Raw genomic sequence first — 24,476 nt, 5'->3', positions numbered from 1 at the left:
GTCGGAACCCATGATCGTGGTCTTGGCGTTTGGACGCAGGGGGCGTAGGTAACCGTTGATTTCGATGGTTTCGCACAGGCTTTAGGCAAACGATGAAAAGCGCGGCAATGGATCTGATGCTGGACCGACCTGCTGTGGCCCTTGCGCCCTTGGCCGGGATTACGGACCTGCCGTTTCGACAGGTGGTGGCAGGTTTCGGCGCGTCTTGGGTCGTGTCGGAAATGGTCGCATCGCAGGATATGGTGCAGGCGAAGCCATCCGTGCGCGACCGGGCGGAACTGGGGCTGGACCAGCGTGCGACGGCTGTGCAACTGGCAGGACGTGATCCGCACTGGATGGCCGAGGCGGCACGCATCGTCGAAGCCAGCGGTGCGGCGCTGATTGATATCAACATGGGATGTCCCGCCAAAAAGGTGGTGGGCGGTCTGTCCGGGTCTGCGTTGTTGCGCGATCCGGACCATGCGCTGCGCCTGATTGATGCGGTTGTGGGGGCGGTCGATGTACCGGTCACGCTGAAAACGCGCCTGGGGTGGGATGATAACACGCTGAATGCTGCAGACGTGGCGCGGCGTGCGCAGGATTCGGGTGTGCAGTTGGTGACAATTCACGGGCGCACCCGCTGCCAATTCTACAAGGGCCGTGCTGACTGGGATGCGATCCGCCGGGTGCGTGATGCAGTGACAGTTCCACTGATCGCGAACGGCGACATCATTGACGCTGCAACGGCTGCAACAGCGCTGCGTCAGTCCGGGGCGGATGGTGTGATGATCGGTCGGGGTGCGCAGGGCCGCCCCTGGGTGCTGGCCCAGATCGCAGCCGCATTGCGTGGTGATCCGGTGCCGCAGTCACCCAGCTGTGCGGCACTGATTGATTTGGTTTCAACACATTACGAGGCGATGCTGACGTTCTACGGCCCCACACTCGGGCTGCGCGTCGCACGCAAACATCTGGGGTGGTATATGGACACGGCGCAAACCGCGACGGACGTGCGGCACCGGGTGCTGACCGCGCACGTGCCGCAGACGGTCCTGTCGCTGTTGCCGGATGCGCTTTCGCCAATGCAGGCAGCGGCATGATCACGGACGAGGCGCTTTGGTCTTCGCTGCCGACACCGGCGCTGCTGCTGGACGGCAATGACTGCATCACGCAATCGAACCCGGCCGCAGAGGCATTTCTGAACCTGTCCACCAAGTCGCTGAATGGGCAGGTGGTGTGGGAAAAAGTGCTGATCGACTCGCCACTGGAACGTCCGTTTGAACGCGCAAGGGCGCAGCGCACGTCCTTGTTCATAAACGATGTTTTCGTGGGATCAGGGATGCGCGCGCCGCAGCACTGCAATTTGCAGTTTTCGCCGTTGCAGGGGACCGATGACGTGATGATCATGATCATCAGCCCGCAGCAGATCGTATCCCGGCTTGTGCAGAATTCCGTCACCGGCAAGGCCGCGCGGTCAGCCATTGGCATGGCCGAAATGCTGGCCCATGAAATCAAGAACCCGCTGGCGGGCATCACCGGTGCGGCACAGCTTTTGTCGATGGGGCTGACGCCAGAAGATCAAGAGCTGACAGACCTGATCGTTGCGGAATCCCGTCGCATCGTAAAACTGCTGGAACAGGTTGAACAGTTCGGCAATCTGCGCCAGCCGGATCGCAAATCCATCAATATCCACGACACGCTGGACCGCGCCCGGCAATCCGCCGCAGTGGGATTTGCGGCGCATATGATGTTCGTGACGGATTATGACCCGTCGCTGCCACGCGCCTTGGCGGATTCGGATCAATTGCAGCAGATTTTCCAGAACCTGATCAAGAACGCGGCAGAGGCGAACAGGGATGGCGGCAAGATCACACTGCGGACATTCTACGATGCCAGTCTGCGGGTGTTGCAGGCAGATGGTATTCACGCGCGTTTGCCGCTTCAGATCGAAGTGATCGACGACGGGCCGGGCCTGCCGCCGGACATTGCGGCCAATGTGTTCGAACCGTTTGTATCGGGCCGCGAAAACGGGACCGGGCTGGGGTTGGCGCTGGTCAGCAAGCTTATTCAGGATGGTGGCGGTTGGGTCACCGTAGACAGCGCACCGGGGCGGACCGTATTCCGCATTTCCCTGCCACGCGCAGATCAAGATGACGGAGACGACTAATGGATGGCACGATACTTGTCGCGGATGATGACCGCACGATCCGGACCGTGCTGACGCAGGCGCTGACGCGGGCGGGCTGCAAGGTCCATGCGACATCCAGCCTTGTGACGCTGATGCGCTGGGTCGAAGAAGGCAAAGGCGATCTGGTCATTTCTGACGTGATCATGCCGGATGGCAACGGGCTGGAACAGCTGCCCAAGATTGCCAAGGCGCGGCCTGGGCTGCCGGTAATCGTGATTTCCGCCCAGAACACGATCATGACCGCAATTCAGGCGGCAGAGGCGGATGCCTATGATTATTTGCCCAAACCGTTCGATCTGCCTGACTTGATGAAACGTGCGGCCCGCGCGCTTGAAGTGAAGCGCACTGTCGCGACGAACCGCAAGGACAGCGTAGAGGTGAATTCCGATTTGCCGCTGGTCGGTCGGACCCCGGCGATGCAGGCGCTGTACAAGCTTGTGGCGCGGGTGATGAACACGGCGCTTCCGGTGCTGATCACTGGTGAAAGCGGCACTGGAAAATCGCTGATTGCGCGGGCGATCCATGACTTTTCGGATCGGCGGTCGCTGCCGTTCATAACCGCCAGCGCATCGGATCTGGACGGGCTTGATGGCCCTGCGATGGTCCTGTCGCGGGCCAAGGGCGGATCGATCCTTTTTGATGAAATCGGTGACTTGGACGCGACGGCGCAGGCCCGGATCGTGCGGATGCTGGACCAATTGGGCGACAGTGCGCCACGGATCATGGCGACGTCACAGACCGATCTGGGCGGCCGCATCGACGCAGGCGAATTCCGTGACGATTTGTTCTATCGTTTGTCGGGCGTGACCATTGTGGTGCCATCGCTGCGCGAACGGGTGGACGACATTCCGCTGTTGGCGGAACACTTTCTGACCAAGGCGGAACGCGACGGTGCCCCGCAGCGCCGAATCGCGGAACCCGCGATGGCCATGATCCGCAGCTACAGCTGGCCGGGCAACGTCCGCCAGCTGGAAAACACCGTCCGGCGGCTGGTATTCACCGCAGCCGGGGACGACATCGCAAAGTCCGAAGTCGAAGGTGTTCTGGGCAACCAACCCGCAATGGAACCCCTGCGCGGGGGAGAGGCTGACAAATTGTCTGCGGCCGTTGCCCGACACCTTAAACGCTATTTCGATCTGCACGGCGGGCAGTTGCCGCCGCCGGGGCTGTATAACCGCATTCTGCGTGAAATAGAGGCGCCCTTGATCGAGATTGCGCTGGATGCGACCGCTGGAAATCAGGCGAAGTGTGCCGATTTGTTGGGAATCAACCGAAATACGTTGAGAAAGAAGATCACAGACCTCGATATTCAGGTGACACGCCGCCGCAAATTGATGTAAAACCGCAACATAAACGTGGCCCCGGCGGAACATCCCCCGGTAAGGACCACATAAAACGGCGGTATAGGCGGGGTCACTCCCGTCGCAACAGACAGGGCATCACGCGTGAAGCGGTCCCGGCTGAGTTTCAATTACCAGCGCATTCAGCGTTGGCGGCGGCAGCGTGCCGTCCAGAACTTTGCGACCTTGGGGTTGGTGGTTCTGGGCCCGGTGCTGGCTGCCGTGACGTTCCTGATCCTGCGCAGCCCGCTGGACGGTGGCACCTCGTCACCTGTGTTGCGGCTGATCCTGCTGGGGGATCTGGTCTATATCATCATCGTTGCAGGTCTGGTGCTGAGCCGGGTCTTTTCGATGATTATCGCGCGACGCAACCAGTCGGCGGGGTCACGACTGCATCTGCGCCTGACGGGCGTCTTTGTCGCGCTGGCCTTGATCCCGACGGTGCTGGTGGCCGTGTTTGCGGTGTTGTCGATCAACCTGGGGTTTGAAGGCTGGTTTTCCGAACGGGTGCAAAACGTGCTGGGCACGTCGCTGAGAACCGCGCAAGCCTACGAGGAAGAAGAGAAATCAGAGGTGCTGCGCGACGGCAACGCGCTGGCGGCGTATTTGAATACCGAACGCCAGACCAATTTCTTTATGAACGATGGCGATGTGCGGCAGGCGTTGGCGGCCGTCCAGCCACAGATTGATCGTGGCCTGTCAGAGGTATTCTTTCTAAACGGGACGGGTGAAATCATGACGCGCGGCGGCGGGTCATACGATTTCAACTATGAACGCCCCACACCAGAGGATTTCGCCCGCGCCCGCGATACCGGATTTGCGGTGATCGAAGACGCGGCCAACAACGAATTCCGCGCATTGCTGCCGGTGGAAACCTTTCCGGATCGCTATCTGCTGGTGACGCGTCCGGTGGATGGCGAAATTTTGGCCCTGCTGGACGAGACCGAAGCGACAGTCGCGCTGTATGAACAGTTGGAACGCGACCGCGGCGCATTGTTGTTCCAGTTCGGCGGTCTGTATCTGGGGTTTGCCGTAATTCTGATTTTGGCTGCAACGTGGCTGGGCCTGTGGTTTGCGGAACGCCTGTCGCGCCCGGTCGGGCGTCTGGTCACGGCATCGCAACGGGTCGGTGCTGGGGATCTGGACGTGCGCGTCATCGAAGACGATGGCGACGACGAAATCAGCCAGTTGGGGCATTATTTCAACCAGATGACAGGTCAACTGAAGACGCAGCGCGATGATCTGCTGGGCAGTAACCGTCTGTTCAATTCTGTGCTGTCTTCGGTGACATCCGGTGTGGTGGGGCTGGATGCCGATGGGCGCATCAGTTTCGTCAATCCGTCCGCCATACGGCTGCTGAACGTCGGCCGGGGGCAAACCACCACCGATCTGGCGGTGGCTGTGCCGGAATTTGGGCCGCTATTCGACAAGCTGCGGGGCGAAACCCGCGCGTTTGTTCAGGAACAGATCAATCTGGTCCGGGGCGGCAAGCAAGAAAGCCTTTTGGTGCGCATGGCACCGCGCGCAGGCACTGACGGCACGCTGGACGGGTATGTCGTGGCATTTGACGACGTGACCGATCTGGTCAGTGCGCAGCGCATGGCGGCATGGGGCGACGTGGCACGCCGCATCGCGCATGAAATCAAGAACCCGCTGACGCCGATCCAACTGTCTGCCGAACGGATCAAGCGCAAGTTCAGCGCCGAGGTCGCTGATAGCGACAAGCTGATCCAGATGACCGATGTGATCGTCCGCCAGACCAACGACCTGCGCCGGATCGTGGATGAGTTTTCCAAATTCGCACGGATGCCGGAACCGGAACTGACGGTATCGGACTTGGCGGAATTGGTGCGTGATGTCGTGACCTTGCAAGAAGCGGGACAGCCCGGCGTCCAGATTACCGCCAATCTGCCACACGACCGTGTGCTGGCCGATATTGACCAGACCATGATCGGTCAGGCACTGACCAATCTGATCAAGAACGCGGGTGAGGCGATTGAAACACGGATCGAAGATCAGGGTCAGATGCCTGAGACGGCCCAGATCAAGGTTGCGATGCAGACATCAGCGACAGGCGCGCGCATTACCATTTCCGACAACGGGATCGGTCTGCCGCAGGATCGTGCCCGTCTGTTCGAACCCTATGTGACCACGCGCAACAAGGGCACAGGCCTTGGCCTGCCGATCGTGCGCAAGATCATCGAAGAACACGGCGGCACGCTGCAACTGGTCGATGCCGAACCGTTCGGCGCGGACCCCCACGCGGGGGCCTGCGCCGTGATTGAACTGCCGCTTGCCCCGATCGGGCTGGCGGCCAACAAAATTCCAGCATGAGGTTTCTAAAATGAGCGATATTCTGATCACCGATGACGAACGCGATATCCGTGAACTGATCGGCGACATTCTGGAGGACGAAGGGTTCACCACGCGGCTGGCCGCAAATTCGGATCAATGCATGGCCGCCATCGCCAAAGAGGTGCCGGCCCTGATGATCCTGGATATCTGGCTGAAAGATTCCAACATGGACGGAATCGATATCCTCAAGTCTGTCAAACGCGATCACCCAGAGGTGCCGATCGTTATCATCTCTGGTCACGGGAATATCGAGATCGCTGTCGCGGCGATCAAGCAGGGCGCCTATGACTTTATCGAGAAGCCATTCAATATCGACCAGTTGATGGTCGTGATCCGGCGCGCGATGGAAACCAGCCGCCTGCGCCGTGAAAACGTCGAACTGAAACGCGGTGACAGCGCGCCTGCGGAAATGCTGGGCGATTCCGCTGCATTCCGGGGCATGAAGGCGCAACTGGACAAAGTCACCAAATCGAACGGGCGCGTGATGCTGACCGGCCCGGCAGGGGCGGGCAAGGAAATCGCGGCCCGTTATATTCATGCCAATTCAAGCCGTGCCAACGCGCCTTTCGTCACGGTCAATTCCGCCAGCGTCGAACCCGAACATATGGAAGAAGCGCTGTTCGGTCGTGAAAGCGCGGGCAAGGGGGTTGAAAAGGGATTGCTGGAACAAGCCAACGGCGGTGTTGTCTATCTGGACGAAGTCGCGGAAATGCCGATGGGCACACAGGCCAAAATGCTGCGTGTGCTGGTCGACCAGTCGTTTCAGCGCGTGGGCGGCACGGAAAAGGTGCAGGTCGATCTGCGTTTTGTGTCATCCACAAACCGCGATCTGCCAAAGCTGATCGACGCCGGGATGTTCCGTCAGGAATTGTATCACCGTTTGAATGTCGTTCCCGTCGATGTCCCCAGCCTGGAAGAACGCCGCGAGGATATTCCGCTGCTGGCAGAGTATTTCATCACCATGCTGAACCGCACACAGGGTCTGCCATTGCGTGAACTGGCCGAAGACGCGCGCGCGTTGCTACAGACGATGCTGTGGCCCGGTAACGTGCGTCAGCTGAAAAACGTGGTGGAACGGGTGCTGATCTTGGGTGAAACCACCGACCCGATCAGCGCGCGGGAATTGCCCAGCGTACAGGATGCACCGGCGACCGAAGGGCGGATCGTGCTGTCGGGCGGGCTGGCCACGCTACCCCTGCGCGAGGCGCGCGAATTGTTTGAACGCGAATACCTGCTGACCCAGATCAACCGCTTTGGCGGCAACATCAGCCGGACCGCCAGCTTTGTCGGGATGGAACGCAGCGCGCTTCACCGCAAGTTGAAATCGCTGGGTGTCGCGACGGCCAACAAGGCGGGCGCGCGCGTCGCCTATGTCGAGGTGGGCGCGTGAATTGACGCGCCCCGCGGGCTCTGTCACTGGGGCATAGGTCGACAGGAGAACATCGATGAAGGTCATCATCTGCGGGGCCGGGCAGGTCGGCTGGCAAATTGCGCGCCATCTGGCTGGTGAACGCAATGACGTGACGGTCGTGGACAATAACCCCGAACTGGTGCGCCGCGCGACCGACAGTCTGGATGTGCAGGGGATCAGCGGTTTCGCCAGCTATCCCGACATTCTGGAACGCGCTGGGGCGCGCGATGCCGATATGATCATCGCAGCGACCCATTCGGACGAGGTGAACATGGTCACCTGTCAGGTCGCGCATTCGGTGTTTTCGATCCGGCGCAAGATCGCACGGCTGCGGTCACAAAGTTATCTGGATGCAATTTATTCCGACCTTTATCGCCGGGACCATCTGCCCATCGACGTGGTGATCAGCCCCGAAAAAGAAGTCGCCGCCGCCGCCCTGCAACGGCTGGCTTCGCCTGCGTCGTTCGATACAGAGCAGTTTCTGAATGAAAAGGGCACGCTGCTGGGGATATCCATCGACCCGGATTGCCCCGTGGTGAACACACCGCTGCGGCAGTTGACCGACCTGTTTTCCACACTGCGCGCGCTGGTTGTCGGGGTGCGGCGCGATGGCGTCATGTTTGTGCCGTCGGCCAAGGATCAGCTTTTTGCGGGCGATGACGCATATATCTTTTCCCATACCGATGACGTGACCCGCACATTGGAAATCTTTGGCAAGCAACAGTCCCGGCAACAGCGGATCGTTATTATCGGCGGCGGAAATGTCGGTCTGGCGGTGGCCCGTGCGCTGGAGGCCAAGACTGAACGCCTGCGCGTGCGCATGATCGAATTTTCGCGCCCTGCCGCCGAACGCGCCGCCGATGCGCTGGACCGGACCATTGTTCTGAACGGCGACGGGCTTGATTCCGCGTTGCTGGAAGAAGCGGGCATCACGACCGCAGATGCGGTGCTTGCCGTGACCGACGACGACAAGGTCAACCTGCTGGCGTCCGTCCGCGCCAAAGAGATGGGCTGCAAAATGTCGATCTGTCTGGTCAACGACCCCACGCTGGTCCCCCTGATGGGGCCGCTGAATGTGGACGCTTGGATCAACCCGCGATCCACGACGGTATCGTCGATCCTGCGTCATGTGCGTCATGGCCGGGTGCGCGGGGTTTATTCCATTGGCGACGCAGAAGCAGAAGTGATCGAAGCGCAGGTGCTGTCGACATCCCCGATGGCAGGGCAGCGCATCCGTGACATCGCCTTTCCCGAAGGGGCGGTGGTCAGCGGCGTGTTCAAGAACGGCGAGATGATCAAACCGATGGCAGACACCCGGATCGACGACGGTGATCTGGTGGCGATCTTTGCGATGGCCGACGACGTGCCAGAGGTCGAGCGGCTGCTTCAGGTCTCGATCGACTTTTTCTGATGGCAGCGCTGCGACAACTGCCATTTTTCGTCCTGCTGATGGGAATAGCGTCGGCCGCGATGTTGGTTCCGGCCTTACATGCCTATGCGCTCAGCGCGACGGAAGTCATGCAGACGTTCTTTTATGCGTCGCTGCTGGGGCTTACGCTGACATTGCTGGCGGCGCTGGCGACCACGGGCCGGGAACCCCGCAACGCCGCACTTAGTCAGTTGATGACGCTGGTGCTGGCCTTTGGGGCGTTGCCGTTGATGTTTGCGGTGCCATTCTATGAGGTCGGCCAGAACGTCCGTTTTACCGATGCTTGGTTCGAAATGGTGTCATCGTTCACCACCACGGGTGCCACGCTTTACGAAGATGCGGGCCGGCTGCAGCCGTCACTGCATCTGTGGCGCGCCACGGTCGGCTGGTTGGGCGGGATGCTGACATGGATCGTGGCGGTTGCGATTTTTGCCCCGATGAATTTGGGCGGGTTCGAGGTCCGGACCGCCGGGGGGATCGCCCAGTTTACCAGCGGGCACAACACCCAGATCGGTCGGATCGCGAAATTGCAGGATCGCCTGTCGCGGTACACGCTGACATTGGTGCCGATCTATACCGGCCTTACGTTCCTGCTGTGGATCGGCCTCGTCCTGCTCGGAGAGGTGCCTTATGTCGCGCTGTGTCACGCGATGTCGGTTCTGTCGACGTCGGGTATTTCACCCATCGGCGGGGTCTACTACGCCACATCGGGATTCTGGGGTGAAGTCCTGATTTTCTGCTTCTTCGCCTTTGCGATTTCACGGCTGACGTTTTCACGCGGCATGTTCGGCGACAGCGACGCGCGCCTGTCGCGCGACCCCGAAGTATTCATGGCCCTGATTCTGGTATCGGGCACCACAGCTTTGCTGTTCACGCGGCACTGGCTGGGCAGCATCGAAGAAGGCACCACATCGACCATTTCGTCGCTTTTCGCATCCCTTTGGGGCAGCATATTCACCGTGACATCGTTTTTGACAACGACCGGATATGAATCGCGTTACTGGGAAGGGGCTGCCGATTGGTCAGGCCTTGAAACGCCGGGATTGTTTCTGGTCGGGCTGGCCCTGATCGGTGGCGGGGCGGCGACAACGGCGGGCGGGGTCAAATTGTTGCGCGTCTATGCCCTGTTCCGCCATTCCGAACGCGAAATAGAACGCCTGCTGCATCCGTCATCTGTCGGGGGGGGCGGCAGAGAAGCGCGGATGATCCGGCGGCAAGGGGCGTATATCAGTTGGGTTTTCTTCATGCTGTTTGCGTTGTCGATCGCAGCGGTCATGTTGTCGCTGGCGCTGACAGGTGTGCAGTTTGAAACGACGATGATTCTGACTGTGGCAGCCTTGTCGACAACCGGACCGTTGGCCGTGTTTGCAGGTGAAACACCGATCAGCTATGCAGGCCTGCCGGATGCCGCCAAGGCAATCCTGGCGGCGGCAATGGTTTTGGGGCGTTTGGAAACGCTGGCATTGATTGCGCTGTTCAATCCAGAAATTTGGCGACGTTAGTGGGTTGAATTTTGGGCTGGATCATCCTTAAGACAGCCTACATAGTAAAAAGCTGAAAAATACGGTCGATCCGCGACCCGCAAGAATAATTGGAGAGCTGCCATGGCGTCAGACAAGGCCAACCTGCAAGACGCGTTTCTGAACCACGTCCGCAAGACCAAAGTGCCGGTCACGATCTTTTTGGTGAACGGGGTCAAACTGCAGGGCGTCATTACATGGTTTGACAGCTTTTGCGTGTTGTTGCGCCGCGATGGCCAAAGCCAGTTGGTTTATAAATCGGCAATCTCGACGATTATGCCAGCCCAGCCCATCAGCCTGTACGAGGGCGAAGAATAATTGCTTGAACATGATCGGCCCCTGACCCGAGCCTACGTTCTGCATCCGGATCTGAAAAGCGACCGTGATCGGCGCGACGCGTCACCTGCCCTGGAAGAAGTCATTTCGCTGGCAGCGGCCTTACCCGACCTTACCGTCGTCGGTGCAGAAGTGGTGCGTTTGCCGAAACTTCTGCCCGGCACCCTGTTCGGCAAGGGCAAAGTCGCTGAACTGAAGGACCGCCTGAAAGCTGAAGAGGCGGAGCTGGTTTTGATCGACGGCCACGTCAGTCCCGTGCAGCAGCGTAATCTGGAAAAAGAATGGAACGTCAAGCTGTTGGACCGGACCGGTCTGATCCTTGAAATCTTTTCCGACCGTGCGCGCACGGCAGAAGGTGTGCTGCAAGTTGAAATGGCAGCGCTGTCCTATCAACGGACGCGACTGGTGCGGGCCTGGACCCACCTTGAACGGCAGCGCGGTGGACTGGGATTTGTCGGCGGTCCGGGGGAAACCCAGATCGAATCCGACCGCCGTGCCATCGACATGCAGTTGCAGGCGCTGAAACGTCAGCTGGAAAAGGTCGTGAAGACCCGGACGCTGCACCGTGCGGCACGGGCAAAGGTGCCTTATCCGATTGTGGCGTTGGTCGGCTATACCAACGCGGGCAAATCGACATTGTTCAACCGCCTGACCGGGGCAGATGTCTTTGCCAAGGACATGCTGTTTGCAACGCTTGACCCGACGATGCGGCAGATCGAATTGCCAGAAGGCGACAAGATCATCATGTCGGATACGGTCGGGTTCATTTCAAACCTGCCGACAGAATTGGTCGCGGCGTTTCGTGCAACACTGGAAGAAGTGCTGGACGCCGATTTGATCGTGCATGTGCGCGACATCAGTCACACGCAGACCGAAGAACAGGCCGAGGATGTGATGGCGATTCTGTCGTCGCTGGGTGTCGCTGACGATGCGCCGTTGTTGGAAGTCTGGAACAAGATCGACCGTTTGGCGCCCGACGCGCACGATGCAATCGTAACGCAAGCACAGCGAACGGACGGTATCTTTGCCACATCTGCGATCAGTGGCGAAGGGCTGGACGCGCTTTTGTCAGCCATCAGCGAAGTGTTGAAGGAACCGCGCAAGGCCGCGACCCTGTCGCTGACGTTCGCGCAGGGTAAGCAACGCGCTTGGCTTTTTGATCAGGGCGTCGTCACGTCAGAGGTCCAGACAGAAGACGGCTATGATATAGAAGTGTTCTGGACTGAATTGCAGAAAAAGCGTTTCGCAAAAGGCAGCTGAGACACCCTGATTGCCAGCCTGCATACGGTTGGTTTTCAGGTCTATCGATCAAAAAAGGGCGCCCTTTCGGGCGCCCTTTTATCGTAAAGTCGGTGCCGATCAGCAGCTGTAGTACAGCTTGTATTCGACCGGGTGGGGTGTGTGTTCGACCTGATACACTTCTTCCCATTTCAGGTTCATGTAACCCTGAAGCTGGGATTCGGTGAACACATCGCCCTGCAGCAAGAAGTCGTGGTCAGCTTCCAGCGATTCGAGGGCTTCGCGCAGCGAGCCACAAACCGTCGGGATTGCTGCCAGTTCTTCCGGCGGCAGATCGTACAGATCCTTGTCCGAGGAGGGACCGGGATCGATCTTGTTCTTGATGCCGTCAAGGCCAGCCATCAACAATGCTGCAAAGCACAGGTAAGGGTTTGCCGCCGGATCGGGGAACCGGGCTTCGACGCGCTTTGCCTTGGGGGATTCGGCCCATGGAATACGCACACAGCCCGACCGGTTACGGGCGGAATAGGCGCGCAGCACGGGGGCCTCGAAACCGGGGATCAGACGCTTGTAGCTGTTCGTCGACGGGTTGGTGATCGCGTTCAGCGCTTTCGCGTGCTTCAGGATACCACCGATGAAATACAACGCTTCCTGGCTCAGGTCGGCGTATTTGTCGCCTGCGAACAGGGGCTTGCCGTCTTTCCAGATGGACATGTTGACGTGCATGCCGGTGCCGTTGTCGCCCGCGATGGGTTTCGGCATGAACGTCGCGGATTTGCCATAGGCCTGTGCGACGTTGTGGATGACGTATTTGTATTTCTGAATTTCGTCCGCCTGATGGGTCAGCGTGCCGAAAATCAGGCCCAGTTCGTGCTGGCAGGATGCGACTTCGTGGTGGTGCTTGTCGACCTTCATGCCCATGCGTTTCATGGTGGTCAGCATTTCACCGCGCATGTCCTGCGCATCGTCGATCGGGTTGACCGGGAAATAGCCGCCCTTGATGCCGGGACGGTGGCCGGTGTTGCCCATTTCGTATTCGGTGTCGGAATTCCACGCGCCGTCGATGGCGTCGACCTGGAACGAGACCTTGTTCATGGAGACCGAATAGCGGACATCGTCAAAGACGAAAAATTCGGCTTCGGGTCCGCAAAAGAAGTCGTCGCCGATACCGGTCGATTTCAGGTAGGCTTCTGCCTTTTGTGCCGTACCGCGGGGGTCGCGGTCGTAGGGTTCCATCGTGTCGGGTTCGACAACGGTGCAATGAATGCAAAGTGTCTTTTCGGCATAGAACGGGTCGATGTATGCCGTTGCGGTGTCGGGCATCAATTTCATGTCCGACTGGTCGATGGATTTCCAACCGGCAATCGACGATCCGTCAAACATGAAGCCTTCTTCGATGAAGTCTTCGTCAACCAGATCTGCAATGATCGTGACGTGCTGCAGCTTGCCACGGGGGTCGGTGAAACGGATGTCGACGTATTCGACCTCTTCGTCCTTCATCAGTTTCATGATGTCTTTAGTGCTCATGAGCGTATTCCTTTTTCGAGAGTTCGTAGCTTACAGCGCGTCGTCGCCGGTTTCGCCGGTTCGGATACGGATTGCCTGTTCCACGGTGCTGACAAAGATTTTGCCGTCACCGATCTTGTCGGTCTTGGCGGCGTCGACGATGGCAGCGATTGCCGCGTCCACCTGATCGTCCGCCAGAACGACTTCGAGTTTCACCTTTGGCAGAAAGTCCACGACGTATTCCGCGCCGCGATATAGCTCTGTGTGGCCTTTCTGACGTCCGAAGCCTTTGACTTCGACGACGGATAGACCTTGAATGCCCACTTCCTGAAGAGCTTCTTTGACTTCATCCAGCTTGAAAGGCTTGATGATGGCTTCAATCTTTTTCACGCAGTGTCCCCCGGATTGGCTTTCCATCGAGGTCAGACCATCATCGACAGGCAGGAACAATTCGCAGGGTGCGGCGCTTCATTGAAAATGGGTGGAAATCGGTATCTGCGGCGCAGGTATGGGCGGTTTGATTATAATATGTGCAAAATGAAAACAGGAGGCCGGTAACGTGTCGAACGTGGTGACAACCGACCAGATGCGGACGATTGAGCAGCGCGCAATCGCTGCTGGAACCGTGCGTGCGGGCACGCTGATGGAACGTGCGGGGCAGGCGGCTGTTGATGTCATTCGGTCATGGATGAACGTGGTTGACGGCAACCGGCGCAAGGCTGTCGTGTTGTGTGGGCCGGGTCGTAACGGCGGTGACGGATTTGTCGTGGCGCGGTTGCTGGCGCAGGCCGGTTGGACGGTGGACGTTCATTTTGCCGGTGATGCCGATCGCCTGCCGGTCGAGGCGCGCGCCAATCACGACCGTTGGCAAGACATCGGGACGATTGCGCCGGACGATCAGATGCCGGACGCCAATGCTGATCTGGTGATCGATGCATTGTTCGGGATCGGCCTGTCACGGCCCCTGGAAGGCATGGCGCGCGTCTGGGCTGCAACAATCGGTCAGTCGAAAGAGACGGTCGTTGCGCTGGACATGCCATCGGGTCTGTGTGGCGACAGTGGCCGCGTTCTGGGCGACGTGGCCGTGACCGCAGGACTGACGGTCAGCTTTCATGCAGGCAAGGTCGGACATTATCTGGCACAGGCGCCGCAGCACTGTGGCCGGGTGGTGACTGTGGATATTGGACTGAAAACGCCGTCTGATATGACCCTGACGCAGCTTGTCACGCCACCGTCCGGATTGGGCAAAGCGCTTGGCAAGCACAAGTATGATCACGGTCATGCGTTGATACTGGCGGGGGGCGTCGGTCAGGGCGGTGCCGCGCGGATGGCTGCCAGGGCGGCACTGCGGATCGGTGCGGGGGCCGTCACGGTTGGTTGCCCGCCGTCCGCGCTGATCGAAAACGCCGCACAGTTGAACGCGATCATGTTGCGGTCGATCAAGGACGGGTCGGCGCTGTCCAAAGCGCTTGGGGACCAGCGTTTCAGTGCCGTCTGTCTTGGCCCAGGTCTGGGGCTGACGGATCGGCAGGCCGGGCTGGTAACTGCGGCGTTGGACTGGGCGGGCGACTTGCCTGATCGTCGTGGATTGGTGTTGGATGCGGATGCGCTGACGATCCTGTCACGATCAGCGACATTGTTTGAAAAATTAGGGCCTAACTGCGTGCTGACGCCCCATGACGGGGAATTCGCGCGCCTGTTTCCAGATATCGCAGATCAGCTGAACAGCACGGCAACACGTGGTCCGGCTTTTTCGCGACTGGACGCGGCACGACTTGCCGCGATGCGGGCGGGGTGCACAATTTTGTTGAAGGGACCAGATACGGTCATTGCGACGCACACCGGTCAGGCTGCCATTCACGCCGGCATCTATGAACGCGCCACACCTTGGTTGGCGACTGCCGGTGCGGGCGATGTTCTGTCGGGGATGATCACCGGGCTTTTGGCGCGTGGAATGCGTGTCGAAGCCGCAGCCGCACAGGCGGCGTGGGTTCATGTAATGGCGGCCCAACACTACGGACCCGGACTGATCGCAGAGGATTTGCCGGATTTAATTCCAGCCATCTTGCGACAGCTGGAACCGGGTTCGGACGGTGCGGCACAGTGATGTGCGGCGTAATTCAGATGTCTGCGGATGCCATTTCGACGCCATCGACATACAGGATGTGCTGACGATCAAAAATCAGCGTGTAGATCGTGACGTCCTGCACGGCCTGCACAGCCAGATATTCACCATCGACAAGACGCGATGCTTCGACCATGGCGGTTGCGGTCCCGAACAGGGCTTCTGCGCGCCAGTCGCGGATGTGGATGATCGCTTGCGGTGCCACCATCATGTCACGGTCGGGGCGAGTGTGGCCTAGCGAACCCGCTTTGATGCGGATCGGCGCGACCTTTGTCGTGGTGACCTTGACGTCGCGCAGAACGGCCATTCCGCTGTCGCGCGTAATGACGCGCGTTCCGGGTTTCAGATGTTCGACGGGCATTTCGCCGTCAAGCGTCATAATGGTCGTACCAGCACAAACGCCGGCGTTTAAAGAAAGTGTTTTGGTTGCAGCGACGCTGCGTTCAATGGTCCCGGTTTGCATGGCGATTTTCCCGCTCTAGCTAATGTCTGCCTCAATAGTTCTTCCATAACTAAGGCAACAATCGGGCACAGTCATGCTTTTTCTAAGATGCGTTTTATTCTCGCATCCCCCTGTGACCTTTGTTAGACAGCCGCCAAACAGCGGGGGCGGGGTAACGCGTCCCCGCTTCACATGCGGGTGTGGCGGAATTGGTAGACGCACCAGATTTAGGTTCTGGCGCCGCAAGGCGTGGGGGTTCGAGTCCCTTCACCCGCACCATGATTTGATGAAAGAAGGACATTCCATGCAGGTCAACGAGACCCTCAACGACGGCCTTAAGCGCGGCTACACCATTACCGTCACAGCATCCGAGCTGGACGCGAAAGTGGTTGAAAAGCTGGAAGAGGCGCGTCCCGGCGTCGAAATGAAGGGTTTTCGCAAGGGCAAAGTCCCGATGGCCCTGCTGCGCAAGCAATTCGGCCCGCGCCTGATCGGCGAAGCGATGCAGGACAGCATCGACGGCGCGCTGCGCGACCATCTGGACAGCACCGGTGACCGCCCGGCGGCCCAGCCCGAAATGAAAATGTCCAACGAGGACTGGAAAGAGGGCGACGATGTCGTCGTCGAAGTATCCTATGAAAAGCTGCCGGACGTGCCGGACACCGACTTTTCCAAGGTCACGCTGGAAAAGCTGGTTGTGAAGGCCGATGATTCTGCCGTCGAAGAGGCGCTGCAGAATCTTGCCGACAGCCCGCAGGCGAAAACGTTCGAGAAAAAGAACGGTATGGCCAAGGACGGATTCCAGGTCGTGATCGATTTTGTCGGCAAGATCGACGGCGAAGCATTCGATGGCGGCAGCGCCGAAGATTACCCGCTGGTGCTGGGATCGAATTCGTTCATCCCCGGCTTTGAAGAACAGCTGATGAAGTCAAAAGCTGGCGACGAAAAGGCCGTGACGGTCAACTTTCCAGACGATTACCAAGCCGAACATCTGGCTGGCAAAGAAGCCGTGTTCGATGTGACGGTGAAAGAAGTGCGCGAACCCGTCGCCCCCGAAATGAACGATGAATTGGCCAAGAAATTCGGCGCCGACGACATGGATGCGCTGAAAGCCCAGATTCGTGACCGTCTGGAAGCCGAATACCAGGGCGCATCGCGCGCCGTCGCAAAACGCAAGCTGCTGGATGCGCTGGATACAGCAGTTGAATTCGAACTGCCGCCCAGCCTGGTTGAGGCGGAAGCGAACCAGATCGCACACCAACTGTGGCACGAGGACAACCCAGACGTTGAAGGTCACGACCACCCTGAAATCGAACCGACCGAAGAGCATGTTTCATTGTCAAAGCGCCGCGTGAAACTGGGTTTACTGCTGGCCGATATCGGTCAGAAAGCTGAAATTCAGGTGACCGATCAGGAAATGACGCAGGCGATCATGAATCAGGCACGTCAGTATCCGGGTCAGGAACGTCAGTTCTTTGAATTCGTGCAGCAGAACGCGCAGTTCCGTCAGCAGCTGCAAGCGCCGCTGTTCGAAGACAAGGTCGTGGACCATGTTCTTGAAAAATCGAACGTGACCGAAAAAGAGGTCAGCAAGGACGATCTTCAGAAAGCCGTCGAAGAGATGGAAAACGAAGACTGATCGAAGCGATCACGGTCCCGTTACAATGGCGCCCTGCGGGGCGCCATTTTGTTTTGATCCCTTGCCATTATTTATCGGCGTCCCATTTTAGATTTAGTCCACCGGCATTTACCGGCGTTGACGATCCCAGTGGTGTAGAGCTTGAAAAAGCGTTTCTTATATATGTTTGCCGCAATGATGTGCGGGGCGGCGGTAGCGCTGCCACTATCCGCAGCGGCCTGCCCAAACCCTGAACACAGCTCTGTTGTGCGGTTCACCGAAAGCGGTGTGAACCTGCGACGTGGCAAAATCGTCCGACTGAATGCCGGAGGGACGTCAACCCTTGCCGAATGCCCACAGGCTGGCGTGGTCCGTGACAACGATGCATATTTCACCGATGCACCGTCGCTAGAATTGGAGCTTGTCGGTATGATGGGGCTTGGTTTGCAAATCACGCCGGATCAGGGCTGTGCCAACAGTATTCTGGTCCTGACGCCCGATGGTCAGTGGTACAATCGCGGGCCGGGCCTGAACGGATACTTGCCTGCCTTGATGCTGTCGCGCCCCGGCACCGGAGAGCTTAAGGTTTGGGTCGGTACAAAGTCACCCGAACGCTGTCGGCTACGTATGGAAGTGCTGACAATTCGCAGATAAGCGAAACAGAAAAAGGGCCGGATGATTGCTGATCCGGCCCCTTTTGTTACGTGTTGTCGCGGTTTAGCGATCCAGTTTTTCGTCCAAGGTGGATTTTTCCTGAACGGCAGGCTTGCCGCTGCGCTGTTCGTCGACGGATTCGTCGTCGTCCAACATGGCAGAACCCATGTCTTCGAACAGTTCCTGAATTTCGAATTCAGCGGCGGCTTCTTCTTCGGCTGCAAGTTCCTGAATGGATTTGCCGGCGGCCTGAAGCTCTGCTTCTTCGTTGGAACGGGCGATGTTCATCGTGATCGTCGCGTCGACTTCGGGGTGCAGGTTCAGCGTGACGTCGTGCAGACCCAGTTCCTTGATCGGGCCTTGCAGGACGACCTGATTGCGGTCGATCTTGTAGCCATCGGCTGCTGCGGCATCAGCCACATCGCGCGGCGTGACGGAGCCATAAAGCGACCCTGCGTCGGACGCCGAACGGATGATGACGAACTGCTTGCCGTCGACCTTGTCGGCTTCGGCCTGTGCTGCGGCACGTGTTTCGGCGTTGCGGGCTTCGAGTGCGGCCTTTTCGGCCTCGAATCGGGCCATGTTGGCAGCATTGACGCGCAGCGCCTTGTTCTGCGGCAGCAGATAGTTGCGCGCGTAGCCTGCTTTGACAGAGACGACTTCGCCCATGTTGCCCAGCTTTGCGACGCGTTCGAGAAGAATGATATCCATGATCTGGTTCCTTACTTCACGGCGTAGGGCAGAAGGGCAAGAAACCGGGCGCGCTTGATCGCTTGTGCAAGCTTACGCTGGTTTTTTGCGCCGACGGCGGTGATGCGGGCGGGGACGATCTTGCCGCGCTCAGAGATGTAGCGCTGCAGGGTGCGTGTGTCTTTGTAGTCGATCGCGGGCGCGTTATCGCCTTCGAACGGATCGGACTTGCGACGACGGAAAAACGGTTTGGTAGCCATGTCTTACAATCCTTTTGTGATATTAGCGGCGCTCGCGACGGGTGTCGCGTTCGTCACGTTTCTGCATTTGGACCGAAGGGCCTTCTTCGTGTTCGTCGACCTTGATCGTCAGAACACGCATGACATCGTCATGCAGGCGCATCAGGCGTTCCATTTCCTGCACGGCCGCCACGGGGGCGTCGCTGCGCAGATAGGCGTAATGGCCTTTGCGGTTCTTGTTGATCTTGTAGGCCATCGTCTTGACGCCCCAGTATTCAAAATCGACAAGCTTGCCTTCGTTGTCAGACAGCACCGTTCCGAAATGTTCGATCAGGGCTTCGGCTTGCGTGTTGGACAAATCCTGACGCGCAATCATCACATGCTCATACAGCGGCATGGTATTCCTTACATGTTCGGCGCACTTCAAAGACCGGATAATCAGGCTTCCGCATCCCGGTCACGAGAGGCTGCGCAGGTCAAAAGTCTTGCGGAAGCCCGGCGCTTATACACGTCATCCATAAAGGCGCAAGGGGGCGGGAAAAGCACTGGTGCGCCATGAAAAGCCGCATCGCTGCCAAGCTTTGGACGTAGTTCTGCGACAGCCTGAGATTCCAGGCAAGTTGAATGTCGGAATGGAATGAATATGACAGATTTTTCGACATATCGTGCGGCACCGTTGGTTCCCGCCCTGACCGGTGGGTTGCGCAAATTGCGCCAGACCGGCTTTGTCATCGAGGAAACGTATTGGGGCTATAGTGTTGTCGATACCGGGTCGCCGCGTGTGTCGCTGGTGCTGACCCAATTACTGGTGATGTGCGTTGGCGCGATGTGCGCCGCGTCTGCGGTGGCCCAGCTGATGTTGTCCCCGATCGAAGACATCCTGTTCCGCTCGCCGCTGATTGCAGGGTGTTTTGCGTTCGCGCTTTTGCTGATGTGGTTTGCCACGCGCGGACTGTCGTCACGCTTTGAAGTGGATACCAACCTGTCCGAATTGCGCGAGGTCATCCGTAACCGCACGGGCCGATTTACAATACGGGCGCGGCATGGGTTCGACGCCACTGGTTCGGTCTATATAGAAAGGACGGGCGTCTCGACGGGGCAGCTTTGCCTGCGGTTTCGCAATTCAACCGGTCGCTTGCTGATCGCAACTGGTTGCACGGCGGATCTGGAACGCGTGCGCGACCGGATGGGGCGCGACATGATTGTCAACAATCGCAGCTAAGCGGCGTGAACACCAAGTGTTCGTAAATGTGAAATTGCCCTGTTGGGTTGTTGGCATCAAGTGATGTCATGCAATCTAACCCAGGAGACTTCACATGAAGAACATTCTTAGCACGACCGCTGCACTGATGCTGCTTGGCGCACCTGTTCTGGCCGCACCCGCTGCTTACACGCTGGATTCAAGCCACAGCCAGATCGTTTTCACCTACAACCACCTTGGTTTTTCGACCACCTACGGCATGTTTTCGGGGTTTGAGGGCGATATTTCTTTCGACGCCGAAGATCCTGCCGCATCTTCGGTAAACGTGTCTTTCCCCGTGCGCAGCATGATGACCGGCTGGGAAGAGCGTTTCGAACACTTCATGTCCGATGACTTTTTCGGCGCTGGCGAAGACGACATGGTGACATTCACGTCGACCGGCATCGAAGTGACAGGCGAAAACACCGCGCTGATCACCGGTGATCTGACGATGAACGATGTGACCAAAGAAGTCGTGCTGGACACGACGCTGAACCAAGCGGGTCAGCATCCGATGAACGAAACAGCCTGGCTGGGTTTCGATGCGACAACATCCGTGCTGCGGTCCGACTTTAACGTCGGCGCCTTTGCACCGTTTGTCGGTGACGAGGTCACGATCATGATTTCGCTTGAGGCCGCTGCCGCCGAATAATCACGCATGAGTGTGACAGATATAAAGGGCCGCGTTCATCGAACGCGGCCCTTTTGTTGTTTTCAGTCCTGTGCGCCACGTGTGGCTGTCAGCGTCACGTCCAGCACAACATCAAAGCCCAGATTGTCCGACGTTGTCATGCTTTCCCCGATCCCAAAGGTCTGACGGTTCAAGGACGTCTGACCACTGGCCGTCGCGGTATCCCCATCCAGCACCAGATCAAAAGGCAATGTGACAGGTGCCTGCGTGCCCTTGAGCGTCAGCGTGCCGTCCGCGATGTAGCTGCCATCGTCCTGACGCAGGATCGGTGCGGAAAAACTGGCGGTCGGAAAGGCGTCCGTGTTGAAGAAATCAGCGCCCATCGCCTGATCCGTCACAGATCCGAGCGACAGCGATCCGATGGCGACCGTCACATCGACGGTCCCGGCCTCTGCCTCTGCCTGGGGATCGAAACTGATTGAGGCCGTCCAATCTGCGAACTGGCCCGTCACCTCTGATCCCATCTGGATGACGGTGATCGACACGTTGCCGTCCTGCACGGTCCAGTCCGAAGCAACCTGTTCCAGCGCGGCGGCGGTCTGCTGGTCCGATCCAGTGACAGACAGAGCGACACCCGTGCCCGCACCTGCCATCAGAACGACCACGGCAAGAACAGGCGCAATGACCGGGGTGCGATGGTGCGGGACTCGGGGCAGGGCGACCGTGCCGAACCACATCCGGCGCAGGGTCGCATCCTTGTCGATCAGGTGATGTTTCAGCGCGCCGGCAACGTGCAGAACGACGGCGGCAACCATGACCTTTGTCAGGACCCAATGCATGCCCCCGAACAGATGGGCGACGTCAGGGTCTTTGGGCACAAACGGGAGCGATTGACCAAAGGGCCACCAGATCGGCGCAAAACCGGTGCTGGCGGCGTGGTGTAGCCAGCCCGTCAACGGGGCTGCGACAAGGCTGCCATACAAGACCCAGTGCACGATTTCCGCCAGCAGCGTTTCGCTTTTGCGTTCGGGGTGCATTGGTCCGGGCTTTTGCTGTCCCAGCGCCCAGACGATCCGCAAAAGTGCGACGAAAAACACGGTGACGCCCAGCGTTTTGTGGATCGAGAACAGCGTCGTCTTGATGGACAGGGCGGCGTCGGTGTCGGCGGGCCAATCCGCTGCGACAAGCCCCAGTGGAATGATCGCCAGGATCAGTGCCGCTGTGATCCAGTGAAAGCTTTTCGTGACGGCGCCGTAGGCCCTGACCGAGTCTGACATCGCGTTATTCCTTTGATTGTTCGCGCGAACCTTAGGCGAAACTGGCAGGGCGTCACAATTTGCATTGACGCAGAGGCATTGTGCGACAGGGGGGCATTGGGTATCCAGCGCCCAGAGATGGAACAGGAGACCGCCATGCGTGCATTCGTATTTCCCGGCCAAGGGGCGCAAACCATCGGCATGGGCAAGGCGCTGGCTGACGCCTATCCCGAAGCCCGCGCCGTGTTTGACGCGGTCGATGACGCCTTGAGTGAAAAGCTGTCGCGGCTGATCTGGGAAGGCGACGCCGACACACTGACATTGACGCGCAACGCACAGCCCGCGCTGATGGCGACATCGCTGGCGGCGATGGCCGCGCTGAAGGCCGAAGGTGTCACACTGGCGGATGCGTCTTTTGTCGCGGGCCACAGTCTGGGCGAATATACGGCGCTGGCAGCGGCGGGTGCGCTGGATATCGCAGATTGCGCACGTCTGTTGCGGATCCGTGGTGATGCGATGCAGAACGCCGTGCCCGTGGGCGAAGGTGCAATGGCAGCCATTTTGGGATTGAGCATCGCAGAGGTCGAAGCTGTCGTCGCCCGCGTCGCGGGTCTGGGCGTCTGCGAGGTGGCGAATGAAAACGATCCGTCCCAGACCGTGATTTCGGGCAGCAAGGCAGCCGTGGAACAGGCCGCAGCGATGGCCAAGGAAGCTGGGGCGAAACGCGCGATGCTGTTGCCGGTATCGGCACCGTTTCATTGCGCGTTGATGGAACCTGCCGCCCGTGTCATGGAAGCCGCCTTGAACGATGTGACGATCAATACACCCGTCGTTCCGGTTGTGGCCAACGTCAAGGCCGAAGCGGTGCAGGACCCGGACGAAATACGCACGCTGTTGGTGCAGCAGGTGGCGGGCCGTGTGCGCTGGTCTAAATCTGTTGCATGGATGGCAGAGCAGGGTGTGACCGACATATTTGAAATCGGGGCGGGCAAGGCGTTGTCGGGCATGATCCGGCGGATCGCAAAGGACGTGCGCTGCGCCAATGTCGGCACACCGGAAGAGGCAAAGGCCGTCGCGGCCGCGATAAAAGGATAAATAACATGTTCAATCTGACGGGTAAGAATGCACTGATCACGGGCGCTTCTGGCGGGATTGGCGGCGCCATCGCCACGGCATTGCACGAGGCGGGGGCGACGGTCGGTCTGTCCGGTACACGGGTCGAACCGCTGGAAGCACTGGCGGCAGAATTGGGCGAGCGCGTGCATGTGCTGCCCTGTAACCTGAGCGACGCTGAGGCCGTGACAGCCCTGCCAAAGCAGGCCATCGAAGCGATGGGGTCGCTGGATATTCTGGTCAACAACGCCGGGATCACGCGCGACAATATCTTTATGCGGATGTCGGACGACGAATGGTCCAGCGTGCTGGACGTCAACCTGACGGCGACCATGCGGCTTTGCAAAGGTGCGATCCGTGGCATGATGAAATCGCGCTGGGGCCGGATCGTGAACATCTCCTCAATCGTGGGGGCAACGGGCAACCCTGGACAGGTCAATTACGCGGCCAGCAAAGCGGGTATGGTCGGCATGAGCAAGTCCATCGCCTATGAGGTCGCAAGCCGGGGAATCACGGTCAACTGCGTGGCACCCGGATTCATCGCAACCCCGATGACCGATGCGCTGAACGACGAACAGCGCAGCGCAATTCTGAACCAGATTCCAGCCGCCCGCATGGGCGAGGCGGACGAAATCGCGGCGGCGGTGCTGTATCTTGCCAGCCCCGAAGCCGCTTATGTCACCGGTGCGACCTTGCATGTGAACGGTGGAATGGCCATGCTTTAGCCGAGGCACGGCAGGGGTGGTGAAAGCGTTTGCGCGCTCTCGTTTCTCTGCTATAGCGCTTTCGGAAACTGATGGACGGGCCTTGGTGGCTCGTTACAAACCGGGGTTCGTCCCCATACAGAACGTGAGGATACTACATGAGCGACGTCGAAGGCCGCGTACGCAAGATCGTTGTTGAACATCTTGGGGTTGAAGAAGACAAAGTCGTCGAAAGCGCGTCGTTCATCGACGACCTTGGCGCTGACAGTCTGGACACCGTCGAGCTGGTCATGGCGTTTGAAGAAGAGTTCGGGATCGAAATTCCGGACGACGCAGCCGAAACCATCCAGACATTCGGTGACGCGGTGAAGTTCATCAAGGGCGCGCTTTAAGCGCAGCGCCCGGTCCGCGACAGGACAAAAATGCGAAGCGGCCTCTGATATCTCGGGGGCCGTTTTTGTTTG

Annotated in this window: 24 protein-coding genes and 1 tRNA gene; 18 read left to right on the top strand and 7 right to left on the bottom strand. The window is 59.0% G+C overall.

The window, feature by feature from the left end:
- The first annotated feature begins 92 nt into the window (after positions 1-92).
- From dusB to hflX, 9 genes are all read left to right on the top strand, one after another.
- Positions 93-1,076: a tRNA dihydrouridine synthase DusB gene (gene dusB / locus GZH79_RS15145; protein ID WP_211644602.1), complete on the top strand. Its 984-nt coding sequence runs from the start codon at positions 93-95 to the stop codon at positions 1,074-1,076.
- A complete protein-coding gene (locus GZH79_RS15140; RefSeq protein ID WP_211644601.1) occupies positions 1,073-2,143 on the top strand; it encodes an ATP-binding protein in 1,071 nt (356 codons plus the stop codon). Before dusB ends, GZH79_RS15140 begins: the two co-directional genes overlap by 4 nt.
- Positions 2,143-3,504, top strand: a complete 1,362-nt coding sequence (locus GZH79_RS15135; RefSeq protein WP_211644600.1) for a response regulator — start codon at positions 2,143-2,145, stop codon at positions 3,502-3,504. The genes GZH79_RS15140 and GZH79_RS15135 overlap by 1 nt, the downstream gene beginning before the upstream one ends.
- A gap of 105 nt (positions 3,505-3,609) precedes the next feature.
- Positions 3,610-5,838 carry a PAS domain-containing sensor histidine kinase gene (locus GZH79_RS15130; RefSeq protein ID WP_349291215.1) on the top strand — a complete coding sequence of 743 codons (2,229 nt, stop codon included), beginning with the start codon at positions 3,610-3,612 and terminating at the stop codon, positions 5,836-5,838.
- Positions 5,839-5,848: 10 nt separating this feature from the next.
- Positions 5,849-7,249: a sigma-54 dependent transcriptional regulator gene (locus tag GZH79_RS15125; RefSeq protein WP_211644599.1), complete on the top strand. Its 1,401-nt coding sequence runs from the start codon at positions 5,849-5,851 to the stop codon at positions 7,247-7,249.
- A 55-nt stretch (positions 7,250-7,304) separates the two neighbouring features.
- Entirely contained in the window at positions 7,305-8,681 is a 1,377-nt protein-coding gene (gene trkA, locus GZH79_RS15120; RefSeq protein ID WP_211644598.1) for a Trk system potassium transporter TrkA, read from the top strand.
- Entirely contained in the window at positions 8,681-10,201 is a 1,521-nt protein-coding gene (locus tag GZH79_RS15115) for a TrkH family potassium uptake protein (protein WP_211644597.1), read from the top strand. Before trkA ends, GZH79_RS15115 begins: the two co-directional genes overlap by 1 nt.
- A gap of 102 nt (positions 10,202-10,303) precedes the next feature.
- Positions 10,304-10,537 carry an RNA chaperone Hfq gene (hfq, locus tag GZH79_RS15110; protein ID WP_072899168.1) on the top strand — a complete coding sequence of 78 codons (234 nt, stop codon included), beginning with the start codon at positions 10,304-10,306 and terminating at the stop codon, positions 10,535-10,537.
- Positions 10,538-11,815, top strand: coding sequence for a GTPase HflX (hflX, locus tag GZH79_RS15105; protein ID WP_211644596.1), 1,278 nt, complete (start codon positions 10,538-10,540; stop codon positions 11,813-11,815).
- Between the two features lie 99 nt (positions 11,816-11,914).
- On the opposite strand, the gene glnA is transcribed toward hflX, so the two are convergent.
- Both glnA and GZH79_RS15095 read right to left on the bottom strand, forming a co-directional pair.
- A complete protein-coding gene (gene glnA / locus GZH79_RS15100) occupies positions 11,915-13,321 on the bottom strand; it encodes a type I glutamate--ammonia ligase (RefSeq protein WP_211644595.1) in 1,407 nt (468 codons plus the stop codon).
- Between the two features lie 30 nt (positions 13,322-13,351).
- Complete coding sequence (locus GZH79_RS15095; protein ID WP_211644594.1) at positions 13,352-13,690, bottom strand: P-II family nitrogen regulator; 339 nt, start codon at positions 13,688-13,690, stop codon at positions 13,352-13,354.
- A gap of 169 nt (positions 13,691-13,859) precedes the next feature.
- On the opposite strand from GZH79_RS15095, the gene GZH79_RS15090 reads away from it, so the two are divergent.
- Positions 13,860-15,407 (top strand): NAD(P)H-hydrate dehydratase, encoded by a 1,548-nt coding sequence (locus GZH79_RS15090; RefSeq protein ID WP_211644593.1) that lies wholly within the window; start codon positions 13,860-13,862, stop codon positions 15,405-15,407.
- Positions 15,408-15,420: 13 nt separating this feature from the next.
- On the opposite strand, the gene GZH79_RS15085 is transcribed toward GZH79_RS15090, so the two are convergent.
- Complete coding sequence (locus GZH79_RS15085; protein ID WP_211644592.1) at positions 15,421-15,888, bottom strand: Hint domain-containing protein; 468 nt, start codon at positions 15,886-15,888, stop codon at positions 15,421-15,423.
- 173 nt (positions 15,889-16,061) lie between these two features.
- Between GZH79_RS15085 and GZH79_RS15080 the strand changes: the two genes are divergently transcribed.
- From GZH79_RS15080 to GZH79_RS15070, 3 genes are all read left to right on the top strand, one after another.
- Positions 16,062-16,146: transfer RNA gene (locus tag GZH79_RS15080), tRNA-Leu, on the top strand.
- A 25-nt stretch (positions 16,147-16,171) separates the two neighbouring features.
- Positions 16,172-17,506, top strand: coding sequence for a trigger factor (gene tig, locus GZH79_RS15075; protein WP_211644591.1), 1,335 nt, complete (start codon positions 16,172-16,174; stop codon positions 17,504-17,506).
- A gap of 141 nt (positions 17,507-17,647) precedes the next feature.
- On the top strand, positions 17,648-18,139 hold the full coding sequence (locus GZH79_RS15070) for a hypothetical protein (RefSeq protein ID WP_211644590.1): 492 nt from the start codon (positions 17,648-17,650) through the stop codon (positions 18,137-18,139).
- Positions 18,140-18,202: 63 nt separating this feature from the next.
- Here GZH79_RS15070 and rplI read toward each other — a convergent pair whose 3' ends face one another.
- The 3 genes from rplI to rpsF are packed head-to-tail and all read right to left on the bottom strand — an operon-like array spanning position 18,203 to position 19,465.
- On the bottom strand, positions 18,203-18,850 hold the full coding sequence (gene rplI, locus GZH79_RS15065) for a 50S ribosomal protein L9 (RefSeq protein ID WP_211644589.1): 648 nt from the start codon (positions 18,848-18,850) through the stop codon (positions 18,203-18,205).
- Between the two features lie 11 nt (positions 18,851-18,861).
- A complete protein-coding gene (rpsR, locus tag GZH79_RS15060) occupies positions 18,862-19,089 on the bottom strand; it encodes a 30S ribosomal protein S18 (protein WP_211644588.1) in 228 nt (75 codons plus the stop codon).
- Positions 19,090-19,111: 22 nt separating this feature from the next.
- Positions 19,112-19,465: a 30S ribosomal protein S6 gene (rpsF, locus tag GZH79_RS15055; RefSeq protein ID WP_211644587.1), complete on the bottom strand. Its 354-nt coding sequence runs from the start codon at positions 19,463-19,465 to the stop codon at positions 19,112-19,114.
- A 246-nt stretch (positions 19,466-19,711) separates the two neighbouring features.
- Here rpsF and GZH79_RS15050 point away from each other — a divergent pair, with 246 nt between their 5' ends.
- Together GZH79_RS15050 and GZH79_RS15045 are read left to right on the top strand one after the other, a co-directional pair.
- Entirely contained in the window at positions 19,712-20,290 is a 579-nt protein-coding gene (locus GZH79_RS15050; RefSeq protein ID WP_211644586.1) for a hypothetical protein, read from the top strand.
- A 94-nt stretch (positions 20,291-20,384) separates the two neighbouring features.
- Positions 20,385-20,960 (top strand): YceI family protein, encoded by a 576-nt coding sequence (locus GZH79_RS15045; RefSeq protein WP_211644585.1) that lies wholly within the window; start codon positions 20,385-20,387, stop codon positions 20,958-20,960.
- A gap of 62 nt (positions 20,961-21,022) precedes the next feature.
- Here the strand turns inward: GZH79_RS15045 and GZH79_RS15040 are convergent, their stop codons facing one another.
- A complete protein-coding gene (locus tag GZH79_RS15040; protein WP_211644584.1) occupies positions 21,023-22,216 on the bottom strand; it encodes a cytochrome b/b6 domain-containing protein in 1,194 nt (397 codons plus the stop codon).
- A 135-nt stretch (positions 22,217-22,351) separates the two neighbouring features.
- Between GZH79_RS15040 and fabD the strand changes: the two genes are divergently transcribed.
- From fabD to GZH79_RS15025, 3 genes are all read left to right on the top strand, one after another.
- The gene (gene fabD / locus GZH79_RS15035; protein WP_211644583.1) at positions 22,352-23,290 is read left to right on the top strand and encodes an ACP S-malonyltransferase; all 939 of its coding nucleotides are present in this window, start codon (positions 22,352-22,354) and stop codon (positions 23,288-23,290) included.
- A gap of 5 nt (positions 23,291-23,295) precedes the next feature.
- A complete protein-coding gene (fabG, locus tag GZH79_RS15030; RefSeq protein WP_211644582.1) occupies positions 23,296-24,033 on the top strand; it encodes a 3-oxoacyl-[acyl-carrier-protein] reductase in 738 nt (245 codons plus the stop codon).
- 137 nt (positions 24,034-24,170) lie between these two features.
- A complete protein-coding gene (locus GZH79_RS15025; protein WP_056031618.1) occupies positions 24,171-24,404 on the top strand; it encodes an acyl carrier protein in 234 nt (77 codons plus the stop codon).
- Positions 24,405-24,476 lie beyond the last annotated feature (72 nt).

The organism is Loktanella sp. SALINAS62 (assembly GCF_018263905.1).
Classification (GTDB): domain Bacteria; phylum Pseudomonadota; class Alphaproteobacteria; order Rhodobacterales; family Rhodobacteraceae; genus Loktanella.
The sequence above is the reverse complement of the archived record's forward strand: the minus strand, read 5'-3'. Positions and strand labels throughout refer to the sequence as shown.

Bases quoted from the DNA above. Each gene is read 5' to 3' on its own strand.
- rplI (WP_211644589.1), bottom strand. From the start codon at position 18,850: ATGGATATCATTCTTCTCGAACGCGTCGCAAAGCTGGGCAACATGGGC.
- fabD (WP_211644583.1), top strand. From the start codon at position 22,352: ATGCGTGCATTCGTATTTCCCGGCCAAGGGGCGCAAACCATCGGCATG.
- GZH79_RS15085 (WP_211644592.1), bottom strand. From the start codon at position 15,888: ATGCAAACCGGGACCATTGAACGCAGCGTCGCTGCAACCAAAACACTT.
- GZH79_RS15045 (WP_211644585.1), top strand. From the start codon at position 20,385: ATGAAGAACATTCTTAGCACGACCGCTGCACTGATGCTGCTTGGCGCA.
- tig (WP_211644591.1), top strand. From the start codon at position 16,172: ATGCAGGTCAACGAGACCCTCAACGACGGCCTTAAGCGCGGCTACACC.
- fabG (WP_211644582.1), top strand. From the start codon at position 23,296: ATGTTCAATCTGACGGGTAAGAATGCACTGATCACGGGCGCTTCTGGC.
- GZH79_RS15125 (WP_211644599.1), top strand. From the start codon at position 5,849: ATGAGCGATATTCTGATCACCGATGACGAACGCGATATCCGTGAACTG.
- GZH79_RS15050 (WP_211644586.1), top strand. From the start codon at position 19,712: ATGACAGATTTTTCGACATATCGTGCGGCACCGTTGGTTCCCGCCCTG.
- rpsF (WP_211644587.1), bottom strand. From the start codon at position 19,465: ATGCCGCTGTATGAGCATGTGATGATTGCGCGTCAGGATTTGTCCAAC.
- hfq (WP_072899168.1), top strand. From the start codon at position 10,304: ATGGCGTCAGACAAGGCCAACCTGCAAGACGCGTTTCTGAACCACGTC.
- glnA (WP_211644595.1), bottom strand. From the start codon at position 13,321: ATGAGCACTAAAGACATCATGAAACTGATGAAGGACGAAGAGGTCGAA.
- GZH79_RS15025 (WP_056031618.1), top strand. From the start codon at position 24,171: ATGAGCGACGTCGAAGGCCGCGTACGCAAGATCGTTGTTGAACATCTT.
- GZH79_RS15040 (WP_211644584.1), bottom strand. From the start codon at position 22,216: ATGTCAGACTCGGTCAGGGCCTACGGCGCCGTCACGAAAAGCTTTCAC.
- dusB (WP_211644602.1), top strand. From the start codon at position 93: ATGAAAAGCGCGGCAATGGATCTGATGCTGGACCGACCTGCTGTGGCC.
- GZH79_RS15115 (WP_211644597.1), top strand. From the start codon at position 8,681: ATGGCAGCGCTGCGACAACTGCCATTTTTCGTCCTGCTGATGGGAATA.
- GZH79_RS15140 (WP_211644601.1), top strand. From the start codon at position 1,073: ATGATCACGGACGAGGCGCTTTGGTCTTCGCTGCCGACACCGGCGCTG.
- GZH79_RS15135 (WP_211644600.1), top strand. From the start codon at position 2,143: ATGGATGGCACGATACTTGTCGCGGATGATGACCGCACGATCCGGACC.
- trkA (WP_211644598.1), top strand. From the start codon at position 7,305: ATGAAGGTCATCATCTGCGGGGCCGGGCAGGTCGGCTGGCAAATTGCG.
- rpsR (WP_211644588.1), bottom strand. From the start codon at position 19,089: ATGGCTACCAAACCGTTTTTCCGTCGTCGCAAGTCCGATCCGTTCGAA.